The following is a 23,066-nucleotide window of genomic DNA, read 5'->3' as shown; positions in this document are numbered from 1 at the left end:
CGGGGCGTTCGTCGTTCGCCCGCGTGACCGTCAGCGCTCCGGCGTCAGCCAGACCGCGCCGAGGGCGGGCACGCGCAGCGTGGCCGAGTGCGAGCGGCCGTGGTACGGCTCCTCGACCGCCTCCACGACGCCGAGGTTCCCGACCCCGTGGCCGCCGTACAGCTCGGCGTCCGTGTTCAGGATCTCGGTCCACCGGCCGCCGAACGGCAGCCCCACGCGGTAGCCCTCGTGCGTCTCGCCGGAGAAGCTCTGCACCACCACGACGACGTCGTCACCGTCGGTGCGCAGGTAGGCGAGCACGTTGTGGTCGCCGTCGTTCGCGTCGAGCCACTGGTACCCGGCCGGGGAGAAGTCGTCCGCCCACAGCGCCGGGTGGTCGCGGTAGACCTCGTTCAGCCGCCGCACGAGCTCGGCGACGCCGCGGTGGCCGCCGTCGTCCATGTGCCACCAGTCGAGGCCGCGCTCCTCGTTCCACTCCGCGCTCTGCGCGAACTCCTGGCCCATGAAGATGAGCTGCTTGCCCGGGTGCGACCACTGGTAGGACAGCAGACCGCGCACGCCGGCGAGCTTCTGGCGGTGGTCGCCGGGCATCTTGCCGTAGAGCGACCCCTTGCCGTGCACGACCTCGTCGTGGCTCAGCGGGAGCAGGAACTGCTCGGAGAACGCGTACACCAGGGAGAACGTGAGCTCGCCGTGGTGGTAGCGGCGGTTGATCGGGTCCTCGGAGAGGTAGTGCAGGGTGTCGTTCATCCACCCCATGTTCCACTTCAGGCCGAAGCCGAGACCGCCCGCGCTGGTCGGCGTCGTGACGCCGGGGAACGAGGTCGACTCCTCGGCGATCATGACCGAGCCGGGGGCCACGCGGTAGGCGACCGCGTTGGCCTCCTGCAGCAGCGAGATCGCCTCGAGGTTCTCCCGGCCGCCGTAGACGTTGGGGAGCCACTCGCCGGCCTCGCGCGAGTAGTCCAGGTAGAGCATGGAGGCGACGGCGTCCACGCGCAGCCCGTCGACGTGGAACTCCTGCAGCCAGTAGGCCGCGTTCGCCACGAGGAAGTTGCGCACCTCGGTCCGGCCGAAGTTGAAGACGTGCGTGCCCCAGTCCTTCTGCTCGCCGCGGCGCGGGTCGGGGTGCTCGTACAGCGGCGTGCCGTCGAAGTTCGCCAGCGCCCAGGAGTCCTTGGGGAAGTGGGCCGGCACCCAGTCCAGGAGCACGCCGATGCCGGCCTGGTGGAGGCGGTCGATGAGGTAGCGCAGCTCGTCGGGGCTGCCGAAGCGCGACGTCGGCGCGTAGTAGGACGTCACCTGGTAGCCCCACGAGCCACCGAACGGGTGCTCGGCCAGCGGCATCAGCTCGACGTGCGTGAAGTTCAGCCAGGTCAGGTACTCCACCAGCTGGTCGGCGGCGTCGACGTAGGTGAGGTCCTTCTTCCACGAGCCCAGGTGCAGCTCGTAGATGGACATCGGGCCGGAGTGCGGGTCGGAGGCGGCGCGCGCGGTCATCCAGGCGCCGTCCTCCCAGTCGTAGGAGTCGTGCGCCACGACCGAGGCGGTCGACGGCGGAACCTCCGTCGCGCGCGCCATCGGGTCGGCCTTCTGGTGCCACGAGCCGTCGGCGTAGCGGATCTCGTACTTGTAGCGCGAACCCTCGCCGGCGTCGGGCACGAAGATCTCCCACACGCCCGTGGAGCCGAGCGAGCGCATCGACCCGGACGGGCCGTCCCAGCCGTTGAAGTCTCCGATCACGCGCACCGCGCTCGCGTTCGGGGCCCACACCGCGAACGACGCGCCACGGACCTCACCGAGCGCGCTCGGGAAGGTGCGGACGTGGGCGCCGAGCACCTCCCAGAGGCGCTCGTGCCGACCCTCGGCCAGCAGGTGCCGGTCGACGTCGCCCAGCGTGGGCAGGAACCGGTAGGGGTCGTCGACGACGGACGCGGCGCCGTCGTAGACGACCTCGATCCGGTAGTCCGGCACCGTCTCCGACGCGACCGCCGCCACCCAGGTGCCGTCGAGCTCGTGCTCGGCGGGCACGTCGACGACGTCCCCGTCGGCCTGCAGCACGCGGTAGGTGACCGACTCGGCGAGCGGTCGGCGCGTGCGGAACGTGACGACGCCGTCGAGCACGTGCGCGCCGAGGACGTCGTGCGGCAGGGGGTGCTCACCGCGGCCGATCGCCCCGAGGATCGCGTGGTCCACGGGCTGCGGCTGGGGCGGGCGGGACTCGGACACAGGCATGTCAGCTCCGTCGATCGGGTGGGGAGCGGATCCGAGATCGTCCTCGGACCCGTGGTGCCGTGCGCTCTCCTCGGCCGGAGCGAGCAGCCGCCTCAGCGCGGCCAGGGGGATGCCCAGCCAGTCGGGTCGGTTGCGGTGCTCGTAGACGGCCTCGTACAGCGCCTTGTCGAGCTCGAGCGCCCGCAGCAGGGGACCGTGCGTCTCCTCGACGTCGATCCCCGCGGCGCCCGAGTAGCCCCCGAGGAACGCCTCGCGGGCCGCGGCGACCCAGGCACGGGCGGAGTCGCCGCCGGCCTGCTCGGCGCTGCCGCCGGCGTAGTCGAACGAGCGCAGCATGCCCGCGACGTCGCGCAGCGCGAGGTCGGGCAGCGTGCGCTCGGCGAGCGGGCGCAGCGGCTCGCCCTCGAAGTCGATGGCGAGCCAGCGGTCGCCCGCGTGCAGCACCTGACCCAGGTGGTAGTCGCCGTGGACGCGCTGCAGCGGGGGCCAGGTGCGCAGCTCGGCCAGCTCGGTCAGCGCTGCGTCGACGGCGTCGCGGTGGGTCGCCAGGGCAGGGACCTCGGCGACGGCGGCGCTCGCGCGCGCACGGATGCCGGCGACCAGGCGCTCCTGCTCGAGCTCGCCGGTGGGCAGGGTGCCCAGGCTCTCGGCCAGTCCGCGGTGGATGCCGGCCGTCGCGACGCCGAGCTCGCGCGCGGCACCCGTGAAGTCCTCACCCGCCGCGGCGGCGCGGGACGCGACGCGCCACGCGTCCTCGACCCCCGGCAGGAACTCCTGTGCGAAGGCGAGGTGTCCCGCGAGGACGGGCGCGTCGCCGTCGTCGGAGTCATCGGGGGCGACCGAGGGATCGGTCCACACGCCGCTGACGTGGCCGAACACGGCCGGGACGTAGGGCGAGCCCGCTCCGCTGAGCGTCCCGGCGACCACGACGTCGGGGTTGTCCCCGGCCGCCAGCACCCGGAACAGCTTGACCATCACCGGCGGCATGACGGTGCCGGTCGGGTCGGAGACGAGCGAGCAGATGAGCGAGGTGTTGGACTGCTCACCCGACAGGACCGCGTGCGAGGACAGGCGCAGGTGCGACGCGTCGCCCGGCGTGTGCCCGGCCACGCGGGGCTCCGGCGTGTCGCTGAGGGACGGCGACTGCGCGTGCGCGCGGCTCGTCAGCAGGTCCAGGAACGTCGCCGCGAACACGGGGTCGTGCGCGCCGTCGTAGACCCAGCGCGTGCCCAGGACGCCGTGCTCGGTCGTGCCGACCAGCGCGTGCGCCAGCTCGGGCGCCTCGGCGCCGCGATAGGTGAGCGGCACCTGGTAGACGACGGGCGCGGGACCGGAGTCGTCGGCGACGATCGCGACGTGCACGCCCACCTCGCCGGCGGGGTCGTCGAGCCGGTAGCCGCCGACGATGCGTAGCGACGGCGTGCTGCCCTTCGCGGCGTACCAGCGCTGCTGCGGCATCCAGGCCGTGAGGAGCTCGATGCGGCTCGGTTCCATGGTGGTGCGGTGGACCTCAGCCACGGGTGACCTCCAGCCAGAAGAAGTCGCGCGAACCGAACGTGAGCATGACGGCGCCGCCACCCTCCGGCGTCGGGACCACGGGCGGGAACGTCGATCCCCCGAACAGGTCCACCAGCACGGCGTTGGCCGTGTCGGGGATGCGGATGGTCGCGGTGCGTGGGGTGTTGGCGAGGTTCGCCACGCACAGGACGGTCTCGCCACCGGGTCCGGGGTCGCGGCGCAGGAAGGCGAGCACCGACTCCTCGTCGCACGGCAGCGGGATGAACTCGCCTCGGCCGAAGACGGGGTGCTGACGGCGCACGGCCAGCAGGCCGCGCACCCAGTGCAGCAGGGAGGTCGGCTGCGCCTGGTTGGCCTCCACGTTGACAGAGTTGTAGTGGTAGACGAGCGACTGCACGAGCGGCAGGTACAGCTTGCCGGGGTCGGCGGGGGAGAAGCCCGCGTTGCGGTCCGGCGTCCACTGCATCGGCGTGCGCACGCCGTCACGGTCCGGGAGCCAGATGTTGTCGCCCATCCCGATCTCGTCGCCGTAGTACAGGCACGGGCTGCCCGGGAGCGACATCAGCAGCGAGTGCGCGAGCTCGATCTCCGCGCGGCTGTTGTTGAGCAGCGGGGCGAGGCGACGGCGGATGCCGACGTTCGCGCGCATCCGCGGGTCCTCGGCGTACCAGCCGTACATCGCCGCGCGCTCGTTGGTGGAGACCATCTCGAGCGTCAGCTCGTCGTGGTTCCGCAGGAAGGTGCCCCACTGCGCACCGACCGGGATGTCCGGCGTCTCGGCGAGGATCTCGCGGATGTTGGTCGCCCGCTGGTCGCGCAGCGCGTAGTAGATGCGCGGCATGACGGGGAAGTGGAAGCACATGTGGCACTCGGGCCGCTCGGCCGTGCCGTAGTAGGCCACCACGTCCTGCGGCCACTGGTTGGCCTCGGCGAGCAGCAGCGTGCCGGGGGCCTCGGCGTCGACCATCGCGCGCAGATCGGCCAGGAACTCGTGCGTGCGCGGGAGGTTCTCGCAGTCGGTGCCCTCCTCCTCGAACAGGTAGGGCACCGCGTCGAGGCGGAAGCCGTCCACGCCGGTGCGCAGCCAGAACCGCACCGAGTCGAACATCGCGTCCTGCACGGCCTGGTTCTCGAAGTTCAGGTCGGGCTGGTGGGAGAAGAAGCGGTGCCAGAAGTACTGCTTGCGCACCGGGTCGAACGTCCAGTTCGACGTCTCGGTGTCGATGAAGATGATGCGCGCGTCGGAGTAGGCGGTGTTGTCGTCGCTCCACACGTAGAAGTCGCCGAACGGACCCTGCGGGTCGTTGCGCGAGGCCTGGAACCACGGGTGCGCGTCGCTCGTGTGGTTCATGACGAGGTCGATCACGATGCGCATGCCGCGCGCGTGGATCTCCTTCACCAGGAGCTCGAAGTCCTCGATCGTGCCGTACTGACCGGCGACCGAGGTGTAGTCGGCGACGTCGTAGCCGCCGTCGCGCAGCGGGGACGGGAAGAACGGCGGGAGCCAGAGGCAGTCCACACCCAGCCACTGCAGGTAGTCCAGACGGCGGATCAGGCCCTTGATGTCACCCGACCCCGAGCCGTCGGAGTCGTCGAAGGCGCGCAGCACGACCTCGTAGAAGACCGCGGTGCGGTACCACTCGTTGTCGTCGCTGCGGGCGTCCACGAGGGAGACGGGCGACACGTCGGCGCTCACGCGTGCACCACCAGGGCGTGGGCGACGGCGCCGCGCGGGTCGAGCCTGACGTAGTTCTCCCTGCCCCACTCCCACTCGGCCCCCGTGATCTCGTCGTGCACGGTGAAGCCGGTTCCGGCGTCGGCGCCCGCGAGGCCCAGTGCCTCGAGGTCGAGCGTGACGACACCCTCGCGGGTGGTGAAGGGGTCGAGCGAGATGATCACGAGAACCGTGTCCGCCTCTCCGGTGGGGGAGTCCTGCGCGCTCAGGTGCTTGGAGAACGCGACGATCGAGGAGTCCGAGGTCTGGTGGAGCGTGAGGTTGCGCAGCTGCTGCAGCGCCGGGTGCCGACGGCGGACGTCGTTGAGGACGCCGAGCAGACGCGCGATGCCGAGGCGGTCGGCCTGCTCCCAGTCGCGGTTGACGTACTGGTACTTCTCGTTGTCGATCTGCTCCTGCGCGCCGGGGCGCGGGACGTTCTCGACGAGCTCGTAGCCGGCGTAGATGCCGTACGTGGGGCTGGAGAGCGCCGCGAGCGCCGCGCGGATCGCGAACGCCGCGGTCCCGCCCTGCTGCATGTACGGCGTGAGGATGTCGTGCGTGGTCGGCCAGAACGAGGGTCGCATGAGCGCGCCCGAGTCGCCGGAGACCTCCGCGAGGTACTCCTCGACCTCCTCCTTCGTGTTGCGCCACGTGAAGTAGGTGTAGGACTGGTGGAACCCGACGGCCGCCAGCGTGCGCATCATCGCCGGGCGCGTGAACGCCTCGGACAGGAAGATGACGTCGGGGTGGGCGGCGTGGATCTCCTGCAGGATCCGCTCCCAGAAGTCCAGCGGCTTGGTGTGCGGGTTGTCCACGCGGAACGCCGTCACACCGTGCTCGATCCAGAGCAGCAGCATGTCGCGGATGGCGACGTAGATGCCCTCGGGGTCGTTGTCGAAGTTCAGGGGGTAGATGTCCTGGTACTTCTTGGGCGGGTTCTCGGCGTAGGCGATCGTGCCGTCGGCGCGCGTGGTGAACCACTCCGGGTGCTCGGTGACCCACGGGTGGTCGGGGGAGGCCTGGAGCGCGATGTCGAGCGCGATCTCGAGGTCGAGCCCGCGGGCGGTGGCCACGAAGGCGTCGAAGTCCTCGAACGTGCCGAGGTCGGGGTGGATGGCGTCGTGGCCGCCCTCGGCGGCGCCGATGCCGTACGGCGAACCGGGGTCGCCCGGCGTCGTGACCAGGGTGTTGTTCGGCCCCTTGCGGTTCGTGCTGCCGATGGGGTGGATCGGCGTCAGGTAGACGACGTCGAAGCCCATCTCGGCGATCGCGGGCAGGCGCTCGCTCGCCGTCGCGAAGGTGCCGGAGCGCCACTCGCCCGTGTCCGGGTCCTGCCACGCGCCCTCGGAGCGCGGGAACAGCTCGTACCAGGCGCCGGCCAGGGCGCGGGCGCGGTGGACGCGGAGCGGGTAGGCGGCGCCGGAGGTGACGAGGTCGCGCAGCGGGGCCGCGGCCAGCGTGTCGGTGACCTCGCGGCTGCGGGCGACGGCGAGCCGCGCGAGCGCGGGGGAGGTGAGGTCGCGCAGCGCGGCGGCGGCGTCGGCCAGGACGCGGGGGCCCGCAGCGGTGGTGCCGGCGCCGGCGGCGGCGGCGCGGTCCAGCAGGAGGGCGCCCTCGGTGAGCATGAGCTCGACGTCGATCCCGGCCGGGACCTTGATGTCGGCGTCGTGCGTCCACGTGCCCCACGGGTCCGACCAGCCCTCGACGTGGAAGGTCCAGTCACCCTCGGCGTCGGGGACGACGCTGCCGACCCACAGGTCGAGGCCGGGGTTGGTGCAGGCCATGCGGGCGGTGGAGGCGACGGACCCGTCGGGGCGGGTCAGGACGATCGTGGCGGCGACGGCGTCGTGCCCCTCGCGGAACACGGTCGCGCGGATCGGGACCACCTCCCCGACCACGGCCTTGGTGGGCCATCTGCCGTTCTCGGCCGTCGGGGCGACGTCCACCACGGGGATGCGTCCGATGGGGGTGTGGGGTGTGGGCTTCGGAGTCGTCGGGTTCGTCGAGGTCACAGCACGAACCTAGTCGCGCGGGTCCCTGCGGTCACCCATCCTGACGTCGGCGCGCGGTCGGCGCCGCCGCCGGCGCCTCGGCCCGGCAGCGCAGAACGCCCGTGTGCGCCGTCGTGGGGAGGTTCTGCGTGCTCGGAGCACGCAGAACCTCCCCACGAGCAGTCATCAGCGTGACGGGGCCGCGTCGACGGCCCGGCAGTCCGGGCCGCAGGGTCCGATGTTCCCCGTCCACCCGCCACGTCGCAGGGCCCGCGCGACCAGGGCGGCGCTGCGGCACGGGCGACCGAGCACGTGCCGCCAGCGCAGGCGCAGGGTCAGGTGTCCGGAGTCGACGGCCACCCAGTCGTCGCGCCACACGTCCTCGTCCGTCCTCGTCTCGTGGATCCGCCCGTCCAGCTCGACCCGTACGCCGTACTCCTCCACGACGGCGTCGCTCCGGATCGAGCGCCCCTCGACGGTGTCGGCGCGCTGCAGCACGGGACGAGGCAGACCGTGCGCCCCCACGACGTCGCGCAGGAACCGGTTCTCGAGCACGGACTCCAGACCGTGCTCCGCCAGGAGGTCGCGCAGAACCCCGCGGTGGCGGACACCGCGCCGGCGGGCCAGCTCGCGCCGGAGGTGCGCGGTGCCGCGCTGCAGCCGGGCCGTCGCCGTGACGAGACCGACGACGCGGTCGACGTCGTCGGTGAGGTCGCACAGGTCCAGCGCCGTGACCTCGGCCGTGGTGCGCGCGGGCTGGCCGCCCCAGGCGATCGGTCGGCGCTGGCGCACGACCGCGATCCAGGGGGGCGCGACGATGCGTCGGCCGTGCGGAACGACGACGGCGATGGTCGTCGACGGCGAACGCTCGATCCCGTGCAGGTGCGCGGCTGTCCCCCGCGCGAGCGCGGACCCCGGCCCGCAGTGGAGGAGCGCGGCCCAGCAACGCTCCCGGAACCCGATCGTGCCGGTGTGGGTGAGGTAGACGCCGTCGAGGACGGCTCGCCAGCGACGAGCGGCGACACGGTTGCTCCCGAACTCGCCGGGGAGCCCGGCAGCCAGGAGCTGCGAGCGCGAGACGACGCCGCACTGCTCCGCGGTGAGGGCGTTCAGCACGGCTCGCTGGTCCGGGGTGAGGGTGGCGGCCACGCGACCACGGTGCCGAGCGACGACGTCGCCGGGCAAGACCCCTCTCTGCCCCTGTGGACGACGCGCGCCCTCAGCCCGGGTCGACGCCGTTCCGGCGCGCGATCGAGGCCAGGTGCGCGTGCGCGTACTCGCACACCAGCGCGTGCCGGTAGACGAGGTGCGGGACGTCGACGTTGGTGTCCATCCAGAGGCTCAGCCCGCCCATCTTCCAGTGCTTGAACGTCTCGTCCTCGGTGATCACCGCGAGGATCTCGAGGAAGGAGTCGTCGAACCGCAGCGAGTGGATCGCCCGGCGGAACTCCTCCAGGCTCAGGGCGATGCAGAACGGGACGTTCATGAAGCAGAGCGCCGTCTGGATGTCGAGGCGCATGATCCGGCGCTGCCGGCGCTCGGGATCGAGCGTCGGGACGTCGAGCTGGCTGAAGTCGATCTGGTCGGGCGCGTCCACGCGCACCTTCTCCAGCGAGATCAGCACGTCGTAGACGTTGATGTCGTGCTCGACGACGGCGTTCTCGCCGAGCCCGGCGAGCGTCGTCGGCCGCAGCGTGACGGGCTCCATCGTCGTGGCGGTGTTGCGGATGATGAAGTTGACGAGGTTCGTCTCGACCACGAAGTGTCGGATGAGGAGCTCGACGGCGTCCGGCGCCACGAACCGGCGCAGGAACCACAGGCACAGGCGGTCCATGGTGGTCAGCGACATCCAGCGGCCCGGGGCGATCCGCTTGATCAGCGACAGCGCCGTGACCAGGATGCGCGAGAAGAACCGGGCGTAGGGGTAGAGCCAGCGGCGGGAGATGCGGCGCTGGTCGTCGATGATCATCCGGACGACGGGCTTGGCGAGCGGGATCGAGGGGTCGGCGTGGATCGCCTCCCACATGCTCGGGTCGGACCTGACGAACTCGGGAGGCACGGCGTCGCCCTCAGATCTCGTCGAGCTCGGTGAGCTGCATGACGTAGAGCCGCGCCACGACCCTGGCGCAGGACACGATCGCGTCCTGCGCGTCGGCGTCGAGCCGGTCGGAGGTCAGGAATCCCTCCATGGTCCCGGTGTGCTCCACGTCCGCCTCGGCGTGGTAGATCATGAAGTGGACCTGGCTGTCGGCCAGCCCGAGCACGTCGGCGAACCTGCGGCCCCACTCGCCGGCCTTCTGAGCACCGAGGCCCTCGATGACGAACATCGCCCCGAGCGCGGCCACGGGGTTGGGCCCGCTCGCGATCGAGAACATGTAGCCCGACAGCGCCTGCGAACCGATGTTCTTCCGGCCGGCGCGCAGCTCCTGCAGGGATCCGCCGATCGCGAGGTAGTCGCGCTGCAGCAGCAGGTGGTCGCGGTGCTCCTCCTGCGCGTGCGCCATCGCCGCGGACCGGAGGTCGAAGTGCTCGACGTCGAAGTTCGACGCGGCGCGCGCGATCCACAGCGACCCGTCCACCACCTGCTGGCGGAGGTTGTGCAGCAGCCGGTGGTAGTCCTCCAGCGTGACGTCCCCCGCGGCGAGCGCTCGCAGGATCGGGACGTCCGCGAGGCGCCGCTCGAGGTCCGCCCACACCTCGTCCAGGCGCTCCGGCAGGGGGCGGGTGTCGCGCGCCGGCGGGGCGTACCCGCTCAGGCTCGTGCTGGTCGTGGCGGTCATCCGTGGCTCCTTGGCGATCGGCGGGGCGTGCGGGGGGCGACGACGGTCAGGTGGGCGAATCCGAACGAGAACCTGCCGGACTCGGGCACGGCGAGCAGGACGGTCTGGCCCGGCTGCAGCCGGCCGGTGCGCCACGCCTCCTCGAGGGCGACGAAGATCGACGCCGCCCCCGTGTTCCCGCGGGTCTCGAGGTTGGAGAACCAGCGGTCCTCGTCGAGACCCGGGACGCGGGTGCGCAGCGCGTCGAACACGACGTCGCGGAACGCGTTCGTGCTGTAGTGGCAGATGACGTGGTCGAGCCGGCGCAGGTCGATCAGGCCGAGGTCGACGAGGTCCTCGAACTGCCGCAGCCCGGCCTCGGCGAGCGCGCCGAGCACGGACGTCTCCTGCCGGATCTGGAGCAGGCCCTCGCGCTCGGCGGTGGCGACGTCGTCGTAGTCCTGCCACGTCTGCCCCGCCACGAGCTCGGAGCCGGCGAGTCCCGCGCGCATGCAGACGTCGTGCTCATGGGCGAGCGAGACCTGCCGGACCCAGTCGACCCGCAGCGAGGGGCGGTCGGGCCGCGGCTGCATCTCGACGATCGCTGCGCCCGCACCGTCGGACAGCATCCAGCGCAGGAAGTGCGCGTCGAGGTGGTCCGCCACCCCGGTGAAGCGTCGCTGGTGCAGCCAGCGGCTGGACAGCTCCGATCCCACGACGGCGGCGCGGGCGTGGTCGCCGAGCCGCACCTTGGCCACGGCGGCGTCGAGCGCCGCGATGCTGGACGCGCAGACGCCGGTCGCCGTCAGGACCTGCATCGGTCCGCCGCCGAGACGGCCGTGCACCATCGAGGCGAAGCCGGGGACGAGGAGGTCGCCCTGGGTGGTCGCGCACGCCAGCATGCCCAGCTGCTCGGCGCCGATCCCGCGGTCGGCGAGGGCCGCGGTCAGCGCCTTCACGGCGAGCTCCTCGTTGAGCTCGGTGGTGCGGCCGTCCGAGTCCATCGCGTAGTGGCGCAGGCGGATGCCGTTGGCGCGCTGGATGCGGCGCCGGATCGCCTCGGTGCGGCGGTCCACCCCCCCGAGCCGGCTCGCGACCTGGTCGTTCTCGACGGGTTCTCCGGGCAGGTAGCTGCCCAGTCCGGTCAGGTACGCCGTCGCCGCCATGCTGAACATTCAGTCACAGATCGCGCGAGCGCGCGCGAGGACGGGAGCGCGAAGCCCTCGCGAGATCAGGGTCGCAGCAGCGTGAGGTAGTGCTCGCGGACGCGCACCACGTCGTGCAGCTGGGCCGTGACGTCCTCGATCAGCTCGGTGCGGTAGACGGCGTCGACCTGGACGTTGATCGCGTAGTAGAGCCCGTTGAACGTCGCGAGCGCGACGGCGACGCGCACGAGGGTCTGGTCGATCATGAGCGTGGTGCCCAGGAACGGGATGTCGCGCCGCAGCCAGGTGCCGCCCGTGATCGACCACGCCTCCCTGACCTCCGGCGTGATGGTGAGGACCCCGACCAGCACGAAGAACGCCCCGGTCGCGAGGCTCACTACGAGCACCTGGAGCAGCTGGGACGCGGCCACCATCGCCACGAGGTTGCGCCGCTGCGGAACGGTGAACGTCGTCGCGGCGGCGGAGGCGTGGGGTGCGGCGTCCGCGATGACGGCATCGGCCTCGCGGCGCGCGCCGACGGCCGTCAGCGCGACGATCAGGGCCAGGAACACGAGGGCGAGCGCGATGTCCGCCTGACCGGAGATCCGGTCGAACACCTGCCAGACCTCGGTGTTGAAGAACAGCACGATCGAGAAGATCAGCACGAGCGGCAGCAGCCGGACGAGGCGGCGGAGCGAGGACCCGAGCTCGTCGGCCAGGCGCGAGAGGCCCCAGCCGAGCGTCGACAGCAGACCGAGGCCGACCAGCACGCGCACGGCCGCCAGGAGCACCAGGTTGCCGACCGCCAGGGCGAGGGCGACGCGCCACCCCGCCGCCAGCACCAGGGCGACCACGGGCGGCGCGAGCACGAAGAACGCCAGCTCGGGCCACCCGATCGACTGCGGGGCGGTCAGCGGGTGGCGGCGTCGGACCACGTTCAGGAGCGCGTACAGCCCGAGCACCGCCGCGAGTCCGCCGACCACGGCGAGCAGGTTCTCCCACCAGTCCCACTGGCGGTCCACGAGCGTGACGGTCTCCATGAGCACGACGACGACGAGGAACGACGCCGACCGTCCGAAGACGTCGCGCCCCACGCTGTGGGAGTCCACGAGCAGGGGCAGCCCCTGACGCCGGAAGAACCGCTCGCACTGCTTGCGGTTCAGGTGGGTGACGGAGGTCGGCTCGCTCATCGGTTCACCGCGAGAGGTAGTACCGCACGCTGAGGGCGTCGACCTCGACGACGGTGCCGGCGTCGAGGTCCACGACCCCCGCCGTCTCGGCCTCCGCGATCTCGTCGGGGTGGTCCCACGAGGAGTCCCAGACCAGCGACCAGCCGTCGGTGCGGGAAGGGGCGAGCGCCACCTCGACGTCGTTCAGCGCGCCGTTGACGACGACGAGCAGGTCGCGTCCGCCGTCGGTCGCCACGCCGTCGAGCGAGCGCGGATCCACGGCCGCGCCCGCCGCGCGCCGCATCTGCAGCACCCGGCGGTGGGGGTCGTGCCACGCGTCCCCCTCGACGCCGCCGCCGTCCTCGCTGAACCACGCCAGGTCCGTCAGGGGGTCGTTGGACCGGGGGCGGCCGTACGCGAACCTGGCCGGGCGGAGCACGGGGTGCTCGCGGCGCAGCTCGATCAGGTACCGCGTGGTCGCGAGCAGCTCCTGCTGCCACGGCTCCAGGTCCCAGTCGACCCACGAGATCGCGGAGTCCTGGCAGTAGGCGTTGTTGTTGCCGCGCTGCGTGCGACCGAACTCGTCGCCGGCCGTGATCATCGGCGTCCCCGAGGCGGCCAGGAGCGTGCCCAGCACGTTGCGGATGGAGCGACGGCGCACCGGCCGCACCTCCGACCCCGGGCTGCCGGGCTCGATCCGCCCCTCGACCCCGTGGTTCCAGGACAGGTTGTTGTCGCTGCCGTCCCGGTTGCCCTCGAGGTTGGCCTCGTTGTGCTTGTGGTCGTAGGCCACGAGATCGGCCAGGGTGAACCCGTCGTGGGCCGTGACGTAGTTGATGCTCGCCGTCGGGCCGCGGTCCCGGCGGTGGAACATGTCGGCGGAGCCGGACAGACGCGTGGCCAGGTCGCGCATGTCGTGCGGCGTGCCGTGGCCGCCCTGCGCGAGCGCGCGGGCGTCGGCGAGCCAGAACCGGCGCAGGCTGTCGCGGAAGCGGTCGTTCCACTCGTGCATCGGCGGCGCGAACTGCCCCGTGCGCCACCCCGAGGGGCCGACGTCCCACGGCTCGGCGATGAGCTTGACGTCGGCCAGCACCGGATCGCTCGCGAGCGCGACCAGGAACGGGTGGTCGGGGTCGAACTCCCCGGCGCGCCGCCCGAGCGTGACGGCGAGGTCGAACCGGAAGCCGTCCACGCCGATCTCGCCCGCCCAGTAGCGCAACGAGTCCAGGGTCAGCTGCACCACGCGCTGACGACGGAAGTCCAGCGAGTTGCCCGTGCCGGTGACGTCGGCGTAGCGGGCGGGGGAGCCGCCGTCGTGCAGGTAGTACCCGGTGTTGTCCAGGCCCCGCAGGCTCAGCACCGGTCCGTCCGTGCCGCCCTCGCACGTGTGGTTGTAGACGACGTCGAGCACGACCTCGATCCCGGCCGCGTGCAGCGCGTCGACCATGGCCCTGACCTCGGCGACGACGGCGCCCGCCCCCGCCTCGCGCGCGGCGGCCGTGGCGTAGCTCGGCTCGGGCGCGAGGTAGCCGAGCGTGGAGTAGCCCCAGTAGTTGGGCAGGTCGCGGGCCGCGATGGCGTGCTCGGTCGCGAAGGACTGGATCGGCAGCAGCTCGAGTGTCGTGACGCCGAGCGCCACCAGGTGCTCCACGACGGCGGGGTGCGCCAGCCCGGCGTAGGTGCCGCGCAGCTCCTCGGGCAGGTCGGGGTGCAGCAGCGTGTAGCCGCGCACGTGCGCCTCGTAGACGACGGTGCGCTGCCACGGCACGCGGGGACGGCGTCGCAGCCGTTCGGCGCTCTCGGCCGGATCGGTCGGCGGGAGCACGACGCCGTGCGGCACGAACGGGGCGCTGTCGCGGTCGTCGCGGACCTCGAGACCGCCGTGGGTCGCGCGGGCGTCGTCGACGTGGTGGCCGAAGATCTCCGGCACGTAGGCGACCTCGCCCTCGACGCCGCGCGCATAGGGGTCGAGCAGCAGCTTGGCAGGGTTGTGGAACTGGCCGGCGGCCGGGTTCCACTCGCCGTGCACGCGCAACCCGTAGCGGTCGCCCGGCACGACGCCGGGGACGTGCGCGTGCCACAGGCCGTGCCGGGCGCGCAGCAGGCCGACCCGGCGTTCGCCGTCGACCTCCGTCCCGTCCCCGCCCAGCAGCACGAGGTCCACGGCCGAGGCCTGCGACGCCGACACGACGACGTCGATCCCGTCACCCACGACGTGCGTGCCCGGTCGGGCGAGGCTCGCGGCGCCCTGCGCCGCCGGGGCGGCGGGTCCGGCCGTCGCAGCGGTCGCCGTCGCCGTCGTCGCTGTCTCCCGGTCGGCCAGGGGTGTCTCGTCGGTGGCGGTGCTCTCCATGACCGAAGTCTGACGCACGCAGCCGACCCGGGCGTGCAGGGTGGCAGGCTAGGGGGATGCGCGTCGTCGTTCTCGTGAAGCAGGTTCCCGACATCTCCTCCGACCGGAGCCTCTCCTCCGACGGTCGGCTGGAGCGGACGCCGACCACGGCCGTCCTGAACGAGCTGGACGAGGGCGGCCTCGAGACGGCGCTGCGCTCGGCGGACGCGCTCGGCGCGAGCCTCGTCGCGATCACGATGGGGCCGGAGCAGGCCTCGGCCGCTGCGCGCAAGGCCCTCCAGGTCGGTGCCGCCCTCGGGATCCACGTGTGCGACGACGCGCTCGCGGGCTCCGACGTCGTCGGCACGGCGCGCGTGCTCGCCGCCGCGATCCGCCTGCTCGAGCGCGAGGATCCGCAGGATCCGGTCGCGCTCGTCGTCGCGGGGATGTCCGCGCTCGACGGCCTCGGTTCCGTGGTCCCCGCGCTGGTGGCGGCCGAGCTCGGCTGGCCGATCGCCTCCTACTCCGCGACGGTCGCGATCGACGCGGGCGACGGGACCCTCGCCAGCGCGGGCGGTGCCCACGCCACGATCACCCGCGCCACCGACCACGGCAGCGAGGAGCTGCGCACGTCGCTGCCCGCCGTCGTCAGCGTCACCGACACGATCGCCGCGCTGCGCGTGCCGAGCTTCGCCACGATGCTCGCCGCCCGCAAGGCCACGCTGCGCACGCTGACCGTGGCCGACCTCGGTCTCGCGACCGACGACGTCGGCGTGGCCGGCGCGCGCGCCACGATCGCCGACGCCCGCCCCCGGCCGCCGCGGCCCCCCGTGCAGGTCGTCACCGACACGGGCAGCGCCGGCACCGAGCTGGTCGACTTCCTCGTCGCGCGCGGCCTCGTGGAGGTGTCCGCATGAGCACGATCACCGTGGCCGTCGTCGGCGGCATCGACGGCATCGACAGGGCCAAGACCTCGGCGCTGGTGGCGCTCGCGGCCCGGGCCGGCGACGTCGCCGTCGTCACCCTCGAGGCCGCGTGGACCTCCGCCCGGCAGGCCGCCGCGCTGGTGGCCCACCTCGACGCCGCCGGTTCCGACACCCTCGTCCTGGCCTCCTCCCACCGGGCCAAGGAGCTCGCCGCGCTCGTCGCGCACGCGCGTGGCGCCGGCCTCGTCGTCGACGCGCACGCCCTCGAGCGCGAGGGCGACCGCCTCGTCGGTCACAAGCGCGAGCTGGGCGGCACGTGGGACGTCTCGTGCGCCGTCGTCGGACCCGCCGTCGTCCTGGCCAAGCCGCCGCCCGCCGACGAGGTCGAGCTGACGCTGGTGCCGCTGCCCGAGGCCGACGTCGTCGGGCGCGACGTCGAGGTCCTGAGCCGCACCGAGCACGCGGGCGACGGCCGACCGGCCCTCGCCGACGCCACCGTCGTGGTCGCGGGCGGTCGCGGGCTCGAGGGCGACCTCACCCCCGTCCAGGCGCTCGCGGACGCGCTCGGCGGCGCCGTCGGGGCCACGCGCGACATCGTCGAGGACGGCTGGATCGGCCACGAGACGATGGTCGGCCAGACCGGCACGATCATCTCGCCGCGGCTGTACATCGGCGCGGGCATCTCCGGCGCGCCGCACCACCGGCTCGGCATGCAGGCGTCCGAGGTCATCGTGGCGATCAACATCGACGCCGACGCGCCGATCATGGAGATCGCCGACTTCGCCGTCGTCGGGAGCGCGGCCGACGTGCTGCTGCAGGCCGCCGACGAGATCGCCGCCCGCCGGGCGCGCTGAGCCCGCGCCGTGGCCGAGAACCTGCGGGTGACCGCGTCCGTGATCGTCCCGGGCGGGGAGCTGACCGAGCGGTTCTCGCGGTCCTCGGGCCCGGGTGGTCAGGGGGTCAACACGGCTGACAGCCGCGTGGAGCTGCTGTTCGACGTCGCGGGTTCGCCGTCGCTGACCCCGGTGCTGCGCGAGCGGCTGCTGGAGCGGCTGGCCGCCCGGCTCGTGGACGGCGTCCTCGTCGTCACGGCCAGCGAGCACCGCAACCAGCTCGCGAACCGGCGATCGGCGCACCTGCGGATGTCGGCGCTGGTCGAGGCCGCGGCGGCGCCGCCCGGTCCGCGCCGTCGGGCGACGAGGGCGACCCGCGGCTCGAAGGAGCGCCGTCTCACGGCCAAGAAGCAGCGGGGCGCCGTCAAGAAGGGGCGGCAGGGCGGGTCCGGACGAGGCGGGGGTGGCGACTGGTGACCTACCTCGACCACGCCGCGACGACGCCGGTGCTGCCGGCCGCGCTCGAGGCGTTCGTCCGGGAGGCGGCGGTCCTGGGCAACCCCTCGTCGCTGCACGCGGACGGCCGCCGCGCGCGGGCCAGCCTGGAGACGTCGCGCGAGCGGATCGCCCACGCGCTGGGGGCCGAGAGCGCCGAGGTGGTCCTGACGGGCAACGGGTGCGAGGCGAACACCCTCGCCGTGGTGGGAAGCCACCGCGCCGCGCACCGCGCCGACCCCGGCCGGAACCGGGCGGTGGCGTCCGCCGTCGAGCACCACGCCGTGCTCGAGGCGGTGCACGCCCTGGCCGACGACGGCGCGAGCACCGCGCTGATCGGCGTCGACCGGTCCGGTGTGCTGGACCTGGGCGCGCTCGAGGTCGAGCTCGCCGAGAACGCCGGCCGCACCAGCGTGGTCAGCGTGATGTGGGCCAACAACGAGACGGGTGCGATCCAGCCGATCGACGAGGTGGTCGCCCTGGTGCGGCGGTACGGGGGCCACGCGGTCGCCGTGCACTCCGACGCCGTGCAGGCCGTCGGCCACGTCCCGGTCGACTTCGCCGGCAGCGGGCTCGACGCGCTCAGCCTCTCGGGTCACAAGCTCGGTGCCCCCGCGGGAATCGGCGCCCTGCTCGTGCAGCGGACGCTGCCGCTCTCCCCGATCGTGCTGGGGAGCGGGCAGGAGCGGGGTGTGCGCTCGGGCACGGTCCCGGTGGCGCTCGCGGCCGCGCTCGCCGTGGCCGTCGAGCACGCGGTGGCGACACTCGAGTCCGAGCGCGTGCGGCTCACCGGTCTGCGGGACACGCTCGCGGGCGGCGCGCTCGCCCGCGTGTCCGGGGCGCGCCTGAACGGTCCGGCCGGGGAGGCCAGGCTCCCCGGTCACGTGCACCTGTCGATCGAGGGGGTCGACGTCGACGCGCTGCTGTTCGCGCTGGACAGCGCCGGGGTGGCGGCGTCAGCCGGGGCGGCGTGCGTCGCGGGTGTCACGCAGCCCTCGCACGTCCTGCTCGCGGCGGGCGACGACGAGCGCGCCGCGCGCGGTGTGCTCCGGCTGACACTGGGGCGGACGAGCACCGCGGCCGACGTCGAGCGGGTGCTGGCGGTGCTGCCGGAGGCGGTCGAGCGGGCGCGCGCCGTGGCGGGCATCCGGCGCTGACGCGCGGCGGGACCGCGGCGCCGCCCGCAGGGACGCTCCGGCGTCAGAGGTGGTCGGGACCCGGGGCGCGCCGACGGGAGAGCGCCGGCGTCCACCCCTCGCGGCGGTGGGCGATGCCCCGGGCCGCGGTCTCCAGCACGTCGCGCGCCGACCACTGCGGCACGACGCCGAGCAGCTTCTCGGCGCGCGCGACGTCGAGCACCGGGACGGCTTGCAGCGCCGTCAGCCAGTCGGGGCGCGCGCGCACGAGCCTGGTCCACCACGCGGCCTCGTGCCCGGCGCGAGCGATCGCCTCGGGGACGGTGACCACCCGGGCGGCGCCGATCGCAGAGGCGACCTCCTCGCCGTGCAGCACCTCGCGCGAGGCGAGGTTGTAGGCACCGGGGGCGCGTCGCTCGACGGCCGAGAGGTAGGCCGCGGCGACGTCGTCGGCGTGGCTGACCTGGAGCCGCAGGCCCTCCGGCCAGAGCAGGAACGGGACGTCGTGGCCGAGCCCGGATCGTGGCACGAGCGGTCCGAGGTGGCGGCGCACGAGCTCGGCGCCCGCCGACTCCTGGAGCACGACGCCAGGGCGCAGGCGGGTCAGGACGACACCGGGGGAGCGGCGCTCGAACTCGTCGGCGAGCCGCTCGAGCCCGACCTTGTCCTGCGAGACGGACACGCCGGCGACGCCGTCCCTCGGCCAGTCCTCGTCGCGCGGGTCGTCGGAGTAGGAGGCCGAGTAGACGGTGGCGCACGAGCCGACGACGAGCTGCGCGGCGCCGCGCGCGGCCCGCATCACGCCGCGGGCCAGTGCGACGTTGGCGGCCGTCGCGCGCGAGGCGCGCCGCTCGTCGGACCACGCGAGGTGGACGACGGCGTCGGCACCGGCGGCGAGCTCGGCCAGCCGCTCGGCGTCGGGCGATCCGGCGGGGGCGGCGGCGTCGAGCGCGTGGTGCGCGACCTGGGCGACGCCGTCGGACGCCGGGAGCCGCCCGGGGCCGCGGCGCGAGACCGCGTCGACGTGGGTGACGCTGCCGCGGTCGGCGACCGCGCGGAGCAGGGCGGTGCCGGTGTTGCCGGTGGCTCCGACGAGGACGATGCGCATGGTCCTAGCCTGTCACGAACGGGGGGTCGGGGGCGTGCGGGACCAGCGGTGGGACGGCCTCAGGCATCGGCGTAGCGCAACCGGCTGTCCTCGCGCGAGCACTCCGCGCCGATCCGCACCGGCGCGATCGCGCCGCGCTCGCGCAGCGCGAGCAGCTCGTCGACCACGCGCTGCCGCAGCGCCCACGGGTCGATGGTGTTGATGTAGATCTTCGTGCCGCCCTCGAACCCGGCGGGCACCTGGAGCCGCCACTTCAGCACGATGCGCCACGGCATCGGCTCCACGACGTCCGGCGGTCGGTGGTGCCACTCCTCGTTGGTCGCCACCTGCGCGCCGGTGGCGGCGTGCACGGCGTGCAGCAGGTCGGAGACCGCGCGGCGCTGGCCGGCGTCGTGCTCCCACGGCAGCTGGACCGGCGCCGTGGAGTAGATCTCGATGCTCGGGTGGCGGTGCCCGACCCCGGCCACCGCGACGGCGCCGTCGTTCGCCGCCACGACGAGCTGCTCGCCGCGGGCCAGATCGATGACGGCGCGGGAGTACAGGTGCGGGTCCTGGCGCAGCATCGCGATCTCGCGCTGCGTCTGGGGGCCGTAGGCGTCGATGCCGACGAGCTGCTTGTGGAGGTGGTCGAACGTGGCGCCGGCGGCCCGCAGCCAGTTCTGGAACACCGAGACGTAGCGCGCGGCGGGCTGGCGCGCGTAGACGTCGCGCAGCGCCTCGACCGTGAAGTCGATGAGGTCAGCGTGCTCGGTCGGCGTGAGCGTCCCGGCGGAGGCGAGGTCGGCCGTCGTCACCGCGTCCTCGCGCAGGTGGCGGCGTGCGACGACGACGTCGTGCGATCCGGACATGAAGTCCTCCGTCACCTGCACCAGGGCCACCTCGTCGCGCGCGGCCGGTGCCAGCACCCCGCCCGCGCTCTCGCGCGCGTGCGCCAGGGACAGCACGTGATCGCGACCGATCGGGTCGGCGAGGTAGTCGCGCGCCCAGGCGGCGACGTCGGCCGAGGCCACGAAGCCGTGGTTCGTGCGCCACGAGGACGCCGGGACGATCTCGAACAGGTTCGCGAACCGGCGGACGTCGGCGACGTCGTCGAACAGGCGCTGCGCCGAGCGCCGCTCCGAGACGAGCACCTCCTCGCCCCGGCGCACCAGGCGAGCCTTCTCCGGCGTCGTCTCCAGGTAGCGGTCCTGGCAGAACGCACACAGCCGGCCGTGGTCCTCCGGGGCGACGGCGACGGCGTCGCTCACCTGGACGGGCAGCGGCCGGTGCGACCGCCCCGGGATCGTCCAGACCTGGGTGCCGGTGAGCGGACCGACCTGCACCACGGTGCCGTCGGCCAGCCGGACGAGGGGATGAGCCATGCCTCCAGGATTCCAGCGCCCCGGGGGTGCCTCCCGCCCGGAGGGCGTCCGGACCGGTCACAAGGTCACAACGATTCGTAGACTGGCTCCCATGCGTGTTCTTGCCGCCCTGTCCGGGGGAGTCGACTCCGCGGTCGCCGCCGCGCGCGCCGTCGACGCCGGCCACGACGTCGTCGGCGTGCACATGGCCCTCTCGCGCAGCCGCGCCCAGCACCGCAACGGCAGTCGCGGCTGCTGCTCGCTCGAGGACGCCTCCGACGCCCGCCGCGCCGCCGACGTGCTCGGCATCCCGTACTACGTGTGGGACCTCTCGGAGGAGTTCACCGAGACCGTCGTGGCCGACTTCGTCTCCGAGTACGCCGCCGGGCGCACGCCCAACCCGTGCGTGCGCTGCAACGAGCACATCAAGTTCGCCGCGCTGCTGGACCGCGGTCTCGCGCTCGGGTTCGACGCCGTGGCCACGGGGCACTACGCGCGCATCACCCACGACGCCGGTGGCACGCCGTCGCTGCACCGCAGCCACGACCCGCTCAAGGACCAGTCCTACGTGCTGGCGGTGATGGGTCGCGATCGGCTCGCGCGCTCGCTGTTCCCGCTCGGCGACGTCACCAGCAAGGACCAGGTGCGGGCCGAGGCCGCCGCGCGCGGGCTCAGCGTCAGCGCGAAGCCCGACTCCTACGACATCTGCTTCGTGGCCGACGGCGACACCCAGGGCTTCCTGCGCTCCCACCTCGGGTCGCAGCCGGGCGAGATCGTGGACGAGGGCGGCGACGTCGTCGGCACGCACGACGGCGCCTACGCGTTCACGGTCGGCCAGCGCAGGGGGCTCCACCTGCCCCGCCCGGCGGCCGACGGCCGTCCGCGCTACGTGCTCGAGGTCGACACGTCCGCCAACCGCGTGATCGTCGGGGCGGACGAGCTGCTCTCGGTGAGCGACGTCGTCGGCGGCGACGTCGTCTGGCTCGCTCCCGGGACGGCGGTCGACGGCGAGGGGGCCGACGACGGTGACCGTGACCTCGAGGTCACGGTCCAGGTGCGGGCGCACGGCGAGCCGCAGGCGGCCTCCGTGCGCCGCGACGGCGACGACCTGCTCGTCCGGCTGCACGCCCCGCTCCGCGGCTTGGCGCCCGGGCAGAGCATCGTGGTCTACGACGGCGACCGCGTGCTCGGGCAGGCGACCGTGGCCCTGACCGGGCGGCGGGCGGCGGAGCGGACGCGCGGGACCGCCGCCGTTGCTGCCGCCCTCGGGTCCAGCTCCGGCGCGACCGCATGACGCTCACGATCTCCGGGCTCGGCGCCTGGCCGGGCGAGGACCCGTTCGCCGCGCACCAGACGATCCTCGGCACGCTGGCGGAGGCGCCGGCGGGCATCGCCGGTCTGCCGCACCTCGCGGTGCTCCCCGCGCGCGGTCCGTGGGCCGCGCCGATCGGCCGCACGCTGTCCATGCTCGAGGCGTTGCCCGCGTCGCTCGAACCGCACGGCTGGCGGCTGTCCGGCGCTCCGTCGGCCGAGCTCGTGCGGGCGGGGCGCGTGCTGGCCGACGACGTCGAGTCGTTCGCGCTCGCGGGGGCCGGCTACGAGGGCCCGGTCGCGGCGCCCGTGCTGGGACCGTTCTCGCTCGCGGCGTCGCTCTGGCTGCCGGTGGGGGAGCGCGTGATCGACGACGCCGAGGCGACCTCCGACATCGGTGAGTCCCTCGGGGTCGGCGTGGCGCGCCACCTGGAGGCGATCGCCGCCGCCGTGAGCGGCACGCGCGCCGCGGCGACGGCGCTGAAGCAGGGCGATCGGCAGCAGGACGCGGCTGCCGAGGCCGGGGTCGGCACCGTGCTGCTCCACGAGCCGCTCCTGGCGGACGTGCTGACCGGTCGGGTGCGCACCTTCGTGGGCTCGGGGCGGCTGCGGCCGCCCGAGGTCGAGCGCGTCACGGCGCAGCTCGGGCTGCTGGTGGCGGCGTGGGCGCCGCACCGGTGCGTCGTGGTCGTGCCGCCCGACGCGGGTGCGATCACCGCCGCCGCGTCGGCGCGACCGCACGCCCTCGCGCTCGACGTCACGGCGCTGGACCGGCCGGGCTGGGAGGCGCTCGCCCAGACCGTCGAGGACGGCGGCCGGGTGTGGGCGGCGTCGGTCCCGCACCGGAGCGCCGAGGTCCGGCCCGACGCCGGCGCCGCCGCGCGCGGGGTGCTCGACCGGTGGCGATCCCTCGGCCTCGCCACGACGGACCTGTCGCTCACGCTGACCGCGCGGCCGGGGCTCGGCACGTTGTCACCGGAGGCGGCGGGGCTGACGCTGCGCGACACCGCCGAGGCGGCGCTGGCGATGGCCGAGCAGCTGGCCTGACCGC

General features: G+C 73.7%; 17 protein-coding genes. 6 read left to right on the top strand and 11 right to left on the bottom strand.

Going from position 1 to position 23,066, the window contains the following annotated elements:
- Nucleotides 1-30: 30 nt before the first annotated feature.
- The 9 genes from glgB to glgX all read right to left on the bottom strand — a co-directional run bounded on the left by glgB (nt 31) and on the right by glgX (nt 14,887).
- Nucleotides 31-3,753 (bottom strand): 1,4-alpha-glucan branching protein GlgB, encoded by a 3,723-nt coding sequence (gene glgB, locus SERN_RS13080; protein ID WP_233251695.1) that lies wholly within the window; start codon nt 3,751-3,753, stop codon nt 31-33.
- Nucleotides 3,746-5,449: a maltose alpha-D-glucosyltransferase gene (treS, locus tag SERN_RS13075; protein ID WP_233251694.1), complete on the bottom strand. Its 1,704-nt coding sequence runs from the start codon at nt 5,447-5,449 to the stop codon at nt 3,746-3,748. Before treS ends, glgB begins: the two co-directional genes overlap by 8 nt.
- Complete coding sequence (locus SERN_RS13070; RefSeq protein WP_135850606.1) at nt 5,446-7,482, bottom strand: maltotransferase domain-containing protein; 2,037 nt, start codon at nt 7,480-7,482, stop codon at nt 5,446-5,448. Before SERN_RS13070 ends, treS begins: the two co-directional genes overlap by 4 nt.
- A 165-nt stretch (nt 7,483-7,647) precedes the next feature.
- Complete coding sequence (locus SERN_RS13065) at nt 7,648-8,610, bottom strand: hypothetical protein (RefSeq protein WP_135850605.1); 963 nt, start codon at nt 8,608-8,610, stop codon at nt 7,648-7,650.
- Between the two features lie 70 nt (nt 8,611-8,680).
- Nucleotides 8,681-9,520: a DUF6999 family protein gene (locus SERN_RS13060; protein ID WP_233251693.1), complete on the bottom strand. Its 840-nt coding sequence runs from the start codon at nt 9,518-9,520 to the stop codon at nt 8,681-8,683.
- A gap of 10 nt (nt 9,521-9,530) precedes the next feature.
- The gene (locus SERN_RS13055; RefSeq protein ID WP_135850604.1) at nt 9,531-10,241 is read right to left on the bottom strand and encodes an iron-containing redox enzyme family protein; all 711 of its coding nucleotides are present in this window, start codon (nt 10,239-10,241) and stop codon (nt 9,531-9,533) included.
- Nucleotides 10,238-11,386 carry a 3-oxoacyl-[acyl-carrier-protein] synthase III C-terminal domain-containing protein gene (locus SERN_RS13050; protein WP_158292660.1) on the bottom strand — a complete coding sequence of 383 codons (1,149 nt, stop codon included), beginning with the start codon at nt 11,384-11,386 and terminating at the stop codon, nt 10,238-10,240. The genes SERN_RS13055 and SERN_RS13050 overlap by 4 nt, the downstream gene beginning before the upstream one ends.
- Nucleotides 11,387-11,451: 65 nt before the next feature.
- On the bottom strand, nt 11,452-12,555 hold the full coding sequence (locus SERN_RS13045; protein WP_135850602.1) for a hypothetical protein: 1,104 nt from the start codon (nt 12,553-12,555) through the stop codon (nt 11,452-11,454).
- Nucleotides 12,556-12,559: 4 nt separating this feature from the next.
- On the bottom strand, nt 12,560-14,887 hold the full coding sequence (gene glgX, locus SERN_RS13040) for a glycogen debranching protein GlgX (protein WP_135850601.1): 2,328 nt from the start codon (nt 14,885-14,887) through the stop codon (nt 12,560-12,562).
- Between the two features lie 56 nt (nt 14,888-14,943).
- Between glgX and SERN_RS13035 the strand changes: the two genes are divergently transcribed.
- From SERN_RS13035 to SERN_RS13020, 4 genes are read left to right on the top strand one after another with little or no spacing between them, the layout of a single operon-like run.
- Nucleotides 14,944-15,783, top strand: coding sequence for an electron transfer flavoprotein subunit beta/FixA family protein (locus SERN_RS13035; protein WP_135850600.1), 840 nt, complete (start codon nt 14,944-14,946; stop codon nt 15,781-15,783).
- Nucleotides 15,780-16,646, top strand: coding sequence for an electron transfer flavoprotein subunit alpha/FixB family protein (locus SERN_RS13030; RefSeq protein WP_135850599.1), 867 nt, complete (start codon nt 15,780-15,782; stop codon nt 16,644-16,646). The genes SERN_RS13035 and SERN_RS13030 overlap by 4 nt, the downstream gene beginning before the upstream one ends.
- A gap of 21 nt (nt 16,647-16,667) precedes the next feature.
- Nucleotides 16,668-17,102 carry an alternative ribosome rescue aminoacyl-tRNA hydrolase ArfB gene (gene arfB / locus SERN_RS13025; protein WP_233251717.1) on the top strand — a complete coding sequence of 145 codons (435 nt, stop codon included), beginning with the start codon at nt 16,668-16,670 and terminating at the stop codon, nt 17,100-17,102.
- Complete coding sequence (locus SERN_RS13020; protein WP_332888470.1) at nt 17,099-18,277, top strand: cysteine desulfurase family protein; 1,179 nt, start codon at nt 17,099-17,101, stop codon at nt 18,275-18,277. Before arfB ends, SERN_RS13020 begins: the two co-directional genes overlap by 4 nt.
- A 43-nt stretch (nt 18,278-18,320) precedes the next feature.
- On the opposite strand, the gene SERN_RS13015 is transcribed toward SERN_RS13020, so the two are convergent.
- Both SERN_RS13015 and SERN_RS13010 read right to left on the bottom strand, forming a co-directional pair.
- Nucleotides 18,321-19,364, bottom strand: coding sequence for an NAD-dependent epimerase/dehydratase family protein (locus SERN_RS13015; RefSeq protein WP_135850596.1), 1,044 nt, complete (start codon nt 19,362-19,364; stop codon nt 18,321-18,323).
- A 59-nt stretch (nt 19,365-19,423) separates the two neighbouring features.
- Nucleotides 19,424-20,725 carry a DUF4921 family protein gene (locus SERN_RS13010; RefSeq protein WP_135850595.1) on the bottom strand — a complete coding sequence of 434 codons (1,302 nt, stop codon included), beginning with the start codon at nt 20,723-20,725 and terminating at the stop codon, nt 19,424-19,426.
- A gap of 91 nt (nt 20,726-20,816) precedes the next feature.
- Between SERN_RS13010 and mnmA the strand changes: the two genes are divergently transcribed.
- Both mnmA and SERN_RS13000 read left to right on the top strand, forming a co-directional pair.
- Nucleotides 20,817-21,998, top strand: coding sequence for a tRNA 2-thiouridine(34) synthase MnmA (mnmA, locus tag SERN_RS13005; protein WP_135850594.1), 1,182 nt, complete (start codon nt 20,817-20,819; stop codon nt 21,996-21,998).
- Nucleotides 21,995-23,062 (top strand): uroporphyrinogen decarboxylase/cobalamine-independent methonine synthase family protein, encoded by a 1,068-nt coding sequence (locus SERN_RS13000; protein ID WP_135850593.1) that lies wholly within the window; start codon nt 21,995-21,997, stop codon nt 23,060-23,062. The genes mnmA and SERN_RS13000 overlap by 4 nt, the downstream gene beginning before the upstream one ends.
- Nucleotides 23,063-23,066: the final 4 nt, after the last annotated feature.

Source organism: Serinibacter arcticus (genome assembly GCF_004786095.1).
Classification (GTDB): Bacteria; Actinomycetota; Actinomycetes; order Actinomycetales; family Beutenbergiaceae; genus Litorihabitans; species Litorihabitans arcticus.
Note: the sequence above shows the minus strand (reverse complement) of the source record. Positions and strands in the feature narration are given on the sequence as shown.

Coding starts and splice junctions, on each gene's coding strand:
- SERN_RS13055 (WP_135850604.1), bottom strand. CDS start 10,241: ATGACCGCCACGACCAGCACGAGCCTGAGCGGGTACGCCCCGCCGGCG.
- SERN_RS13050 (WP_158292660.1), bottom strand. CDS start 11,386: ATGGCGGCGACGGCGTACCTGACCGGACTGGGCAGCTACCTGCCCGGA.
- SERN_RS13045 (WP_135850602.1), bottom strand. CDS start 12,555: ATGAGCGAGCCGACCTCCGTCACCCACCTGAACCGCAAGCAGTGCGAG.
- glgX (WP_135850601.1), bottom strand. CDS start 14,887: ATGGAGAGCACCGCCACCGACGAGACACCCCTGGCCGACCGGGAGACA.
- SERN_RS13035 (WP_135850600.1), top strand. CDS start 14,944: ATGCGCGTCGTCGTTCTCGTGAAGCAGGTTCCCGACATCTCCTCCGAC.
- SERN_RS13030 (WP_135850599.1), top strand. CDS start 15,780: ATGAGCACGATCACCGTGGCCGTCGTCGGCGGCATCGACGGCATCGAC.
- SERN_RS13015 (WP_135850596.1), bottom strand. CDS start 19,364: ATGCGCATCGTCCTCGTCGGAGCCACCGGCAACACCGGCACCGCCCTG.
- SERN_RS13010 (WP_135850595.1), bottom strand. CDS start 20,725: ATGGCTCATCCCCTCGTCCGGCTGGCCGACGGCACCGTGGTGCAGGTC.
- mnmA (WP_135850594.1), top strand. CDS start 20,817: ATGCGTGTTCTTGCCGCCCTGTCCGGGGGAGTCGACTCCGCGGTCGCC.
- SERN_RS13000 (WP_135850593.1), top strand. CDS start 21,995: ATGACGCTCACGATCTCCGGGCTCGGCGCCTGGCCGGGCGAGGACCCG.